Source organism: Microcystis sp. M53603_WE2 (assembly GCF_030065435.1).
In genome coordinates this window covers 1-4,785 of sequence record NZ_JASJFF010000187.1, presented here as the reverse complement: position 1 = coordinate 4,785, position 4,785 = coordinate 1, and the positions used below count along the sequence as shown (strand labels likewise).

Sequence of the window (4,785 nt, the reverse complement as noted above, 5' to 3'; positions counted from 1 at the left end):
TGCTGAATAAATCTAAAAACCTTGTTGGATAAGGCTTTTAGACTTTTTTTCCTCAAAAAGTGCCGACCATTGGAGGGATCGGGGGTAAAATTCCTGGACTTTTTCCCTGAAAATTAGGTAACTGACTACCTCAAAATCGGTAAAACCCCACACCCCACACCCCACACCTCACACCCTGCCCCCACGAAAAACTTTTTGCCGCAAACCCTAGCTAAATCGGACAGCAAGCTAACTCAGCAATTTAAGCGAAAATGCTGCCATTCTCTAGGATGCCATTCCGGGTTAATCTGGGTTTCGGACGCAATTTTTCGATGACTAAATTTTAAGAGGCAGTATGGAACGCACTTTCTTAATGATTAAACCCGACGGTGTGCAGCGCAATCTGGTGGGGGAAATTATTCAACGCTTTGAAACTAAAGGTTTTACGCTGGTTGGGTTGAAAATGATGCAGGTTTCTAGCGAATTAGCGGAAAAACACTACGCTGTTCATAAGGAAAGACCCTTTTTCCGTTCTTTAGTCGATTTTATTACCTCCTCCCCCGTGGTGGCCATGGTTTGGGAAGGAGAAGGAGTAATTGCCTCCGCTAGAAAAATTATTGGCGCCACTAATCCCCTCAATGCTGAACCTGGTACGATTCGCGGTGATTTTGGCATTAGTGTCGGACGCAATCTTATCCATGGGTCCGATGGTCCAGATACCGCCAAAGATGAAGTTAGTCTCTGGTTTAGCGATGCGGAATTAGCTAATTGGACTCCCGCAATCACTCCCTGGGTGGTAGAATAAACCCCTTTGAGGCAGTCAGGAGCCGGTCGTCAGGAGACAGGAGACAGGAGATGGCTTTTATTTATTCTCTCCTCTCCCCTTTCCCCACACTCAACCCCTAATCTTGCGACTTATGACCGTAGAATCCAGCTTACAACAGTTAAAAAGAGCTTCATCGGGACGATTACCCAGCAGTTACGGGGTCTATTTTAAGAATACCCTTGTGGCTCTCTGTCATGCTCTTGAAGATCATATCTTGCAAACTAGCAGCCCAGACAGTACAAATAAACCACTGGTTTTAGTCACCTTTCAACAGGGAAAATGGTATTTACAGGAAGCTGAGCGCTATTTAGATATCGCTCGCTCTTCTCGTCATATTGCGATCGCTGCCGTGGCCGATAGTGGTTTTTCTGAGCATAAAACCGGCAGTTTAGAGAATGTTTCGCTAGTTAACTTAGATAATAGCGATAGTTTGGTGAATGAGTGGAATTTAATCATTCTTTCCCCCGATTACGCCTCCATGGTACTCTGTCATGAGTTATCCCCAGAAGAATACCGGTCCGATAGTCAACCCCAAATAGACACGGAGCGAAAATTCTACGGTTTATGGACATTCGATCGCGATTTAGTCGAAAAAGCCGCTAGGATCTTAATTGAGCGTCTGCATCCCTATAATCCCAGTCTAGCGGCCGATTTAAGCAGACAACAGCAGGAAATTAGTCAAAATATTAATCCCATTCCCACGGATTTAACCGGAGTAGTCTCTCGCATTGTCACCTATCTGCAAACCAGTCAACAGCAGTTAGTCACCGTCAGCAGACAAGCACGAGAATTAAGCGACTTAGAAGGACAAGCATCCCGTTTAAATAAAAATTTAGCCGCTAATAAACTGCAAGCTTTTCTAAGAATGGCTCAAAAGGTCGATGAAAGAGATATTGATAATCCCCTTGCTTCCCTACAGGTGGCCGCTTTAGCGGAAATGTTGGGACAATTGCTCGATTTACCCACCCTGAGATTACGACGCTTACGATTAGCCGGTTTATTATACCGCATCGGTCTAGCGGAGGCTCCGATCGAAGTTTTTAGACAGCGTGCCAGTCAGTTAGAGGGAGCAAATGCGTTATTTTGGCGGGATAGATCGGTGTTAGGCGCACAATTACTCGCCACTATGCCCGAATTAGCCCCAATTCAACAGATTATTTACCATGAGTTTGAATACTGGGATGGTAGCGGTGTTCCCAACGGCTTAAAAGGGGAAGAAATCAGCCTAGAGTCGAGAATTTTAGGATTATCAGCCTATTTTCAGGAATTAACTCAACCGCGAGGCGACCGACTAGCTCTAGATTTAGGAGAGGCCCTAGAGCGCTGTCAAAATTATAGCGGGATTCGTTTTGATCCCGCTTTGGTAGAAAAATTAAGTTCGGTAATTCGTCTGTGCGAAATGGGATGGATGCAATTACCCGATCGCCCTAGTCAAGTCCCCGCCGTCTGGTTAGAATCAGTTTAGATTAGGGTCTGCGGCAAAAAGTTTTTCCTGGGGGTAGGGTGTGGGGTGTGGGGTGTGGGGTGTAGGGTTTTACCCATTTTCAGGGGGTCAATTACCTAATTAATTTTCAGGGAAAAAGTGCCTAAATTTCCCCCCCGATCACCCCAAGGTCTGGCACTTTTTGATGGGAAAAAAGTCTAAAATTTTTACCCAACAAGGTTTTTAGATTTATTCAGCAGACCCTAGATTAGACTCCGATTAAACTCTGCATGGCACGTCTCATATTAGCCGGTTTAAAAGCTGCCATGGCTGCGGTCGGTTCATAGCCGCAATGTACCATACAATCGGCACATTGCGGATTGCCACTGGCCCGACCATAGTTATCCCAATTGGTTTCTGCTAAAAGTTCCCGAAAGCTTTTGTAATGACCTTCGTTGAGCAGATAACAGGGTTTTTGCCATCCTAAAAGACTATAACTAGGACTACCCCAAGGAGTGCATTCATAGTCCTGTTCACCGATGAGAAAATCGAGAAAGAGAGGATTATGGTTAAAATTCCACTTTTTCTGACCTGATTTCCAGGGTGAGAGAATTTCTCGGAATAAAGCTCTGGTTTGCTCCCGTTTTAAGAAACTATCTTGATCCGGGGCCCACTCATAACTATAACCGGGGGAAATCATCATACCATCGATACCCAAAGTAGCGAGAAAATCGAAAAATTCCTGCATTTCTTGCGGTTCTGTGCCTTCAAAAACCGTGGTATTAGTAGTAACCCGAAAACCTCTCGCTTTCGCCGCTTTAATCCCTTGTACTGCCTTATCGAATACTCCCTCTCGATCCACACAGCGATCGTGATGTGCTTTTAAACCGTCCAGATGGACACTAAAGGTAAGATAGGGTGAAGGAGTAAATTTATCCAGGCTTTTTTCCAACAACAGAGCATTGGTGCAGAGATAGACAAATTTTTTTCTGTCCACTAACCCCTTGACAATTTCATCGATTTGTGGGTGTAAAAGCGGCTCGCCCCCGGGGATGGAAACCACGGGAACCCCGCATTCTTCCACCGCTGCGAAACATTCTGCTGGGGTAAGATGATTGCGGAGGATTTCCGGGGGATGTTGAATCTTACCGCAGCCAGTACAGGCTAAATTACAGCGAAATAGGGGTTCTAGCATTAAAACTAAGGGAAAACGCTTTTTTCCTGCTAGACGCTGTTTCAAGATATAGGAAGCAACCACTAAAGCTTGTTGCAGTTGGACAGCCATTTGCTCACACCAAAAGGATTCTAAGTAATTATAGACTGTTAAGTAGTTGGACAAAAGTCAAGTTAACTGTGGGGTAAGGAGTCAGTAGCCGGTCGTCAGGAGTCAGGAGTCGGTCATCAGGAAGAATTGCGGCAATTTACATTTCTTAAGATAGACAACAGAATTTATGTCCGACTACTTAACAGGGCATCAAGGCATAGGAGCCTAGAAAATGGCAAAATAAATAAAAGCTGAGGGCTTTTTTCCTGTTTACTTGATTATCACCTTGATCTAGCTTATGGCTCCAAGACTACTGACTTGAAAGTGGGAAGTGGGAAGTGGGAAGTGGGAAGTGGGAAGTGGGGAGTGGGAAGTGGGGAGAATAAATAAAAAAGTCTCCTGACTCCTGACTCCTATCTCCTGACTCCTGACTCCTATCTCCTGACTACTGACTCCTAACCTTAACGACAATTTTTGATTTTTACCAGAGGTCTATTATGAGTTCTTTAGGCGATCGCTTTAAGAAATTTGCGGGTAAAACTCGCTATGTGGTCTGTCGCTTATTTTTGCATCTCTACGGCCAAGAAATCGCACCGCTGATCGGTATTCTTAATCGTACCGGCCGGGAAGCGATCGATTCCGAAGGGGATTTAGAGGTCATGGGAGAGGGTTTAGTAGAAATTTGTCAAAATCTGCTGCCGATGAACCTCTATTGGTTTTCTGTGGCTAATGAGGGCGATATTTTTTGGAGTGAGGGGGAAGCGGGAGACTACGTTAACGAACTGTTTACCGATTCCGCGGCCAGATACCTAAGTGAATCGGTGTCTTCACAAGTGGGGGAAAACGAACCCTTAACTTTACCCGTCACCGATAACTTAGTTGTTATGATCACAATAGCATTCGAGGGTGAGAGTGCTGGTTTAGAAACTAGCCTAGCCGATCGAGAGGCCCTGGAAGATGGTTTAAAATCAATAATTAACCTCCACTACCAAGGTCGGCTGCGTGCGATTCAGGTACATTTTTCTCCTGCTCAATTGGGAGATGAATTGACCAATGAGCAACTATTACTCAATTTCCCCGAATTACTGCCTTTATAGTCTTAATTTTGCCCTTATGCTGCGCCAAGTAACGACAATCCTTTTAATTCTTACCCTTTGTTGCACAACGGTGGCCTGTGGTTCCTCATCAAATCAAACTCAGTCACCGTCAGCTAATAACAGTAGTGTAAGACAAGAATCCAATCAGGTTAGTAGCGGTCGCTACGAGGTGCAACAAGCTACCTACGATGACGGA

The 4,785-nt window shown here is 45.0% G+C and carries 5 protein-coding genes and 1 pseudogene; 4 read left to right on the top strand and 2 right to left on the bottom strand.

The window, feature by feature from the left end; translation table 11 throughout:
* Positions 1 to 334 precede the first annotated feature (334 nt).
* Together ndk and PX481_RS03960 are read left to right on the top strand one after the other, a co-directional pair.
* Positions 335 to 784, top strand: a complete 450-nt coding sequence (gene ndk / locus PX481_RS03965; protein ID WP_002762029.1) for a nucleoside-diphosphate kinase — start codon at positions 335 to 337, stop codon at positions 782 to 784.
* A 112-nt stretch (positions 785 to 896) separates the two neighbouring features.
* The gene (locus PX481_RS03960) at positions 897 to 2,270 is read left to right on the top strand and encodes an HD domain-containing phosphohydrolase (protein WP_002762031.1); all 1,374 of its coding nucleotides are present in this window, start codon (positions 897 to 899) and stop codon (positions 2,268 to 2,270) included.
* 226 nt (positions 2,271 to 2,496) lie between these two features.
* Here PX481_RS03960 and hpnH read toward each other — a convergent pair whose 3' ends face one another.
* Positions 2,497 to 3,513, bottom strand: a complete 1,017-nt coding sequence (gene hpnH, locus PX481_RS03955) for an adenosyl-hopene transferase HpnH (RefSeq protein WP_002762032.1) — start codon at positions 3,511 to 3,513, stop codon at positions 2,497 to 2,499.
* Positions 3,514 to 3,783: 270 nt separating this feature from the next.
* Positions 3,784 to 3,963 (bottom strand): hypothetical protein, encoded by a 180-nt coding sequence (locus tag PX481_RS03950; protein ID WP_288093738.1) that lies wholly within the window; start codon positions 3,961 to 3,963, stop codon positions 3,784 to 3,786.
* Positions 3,964 to 3,989: 26 nt separating this feature from the next.
* Between PX481_RS03950 and PX481_RS03945 the strand changes: the two genes are divergently transcribed.
* Positions 3,990 to 4,589, top strand: a complete 600-nt coding sequence (locus PX481_RS03945) for a DUF1517 domain-containing protein (RefSeq protein WP_288093736.1) — start codon at positions 3,990 to 3,992, stop codon at positions 4,587 to 4,589.
* Positions 4,546 to 4,785: pseudogene (locus PX481_RS03940) on the top strand (hypothetical protein); the annotation flags it as partial. The gene PX481_RS03945 and the pseudogene PX481_RS03940, both read left to right, overlap by 44 nt.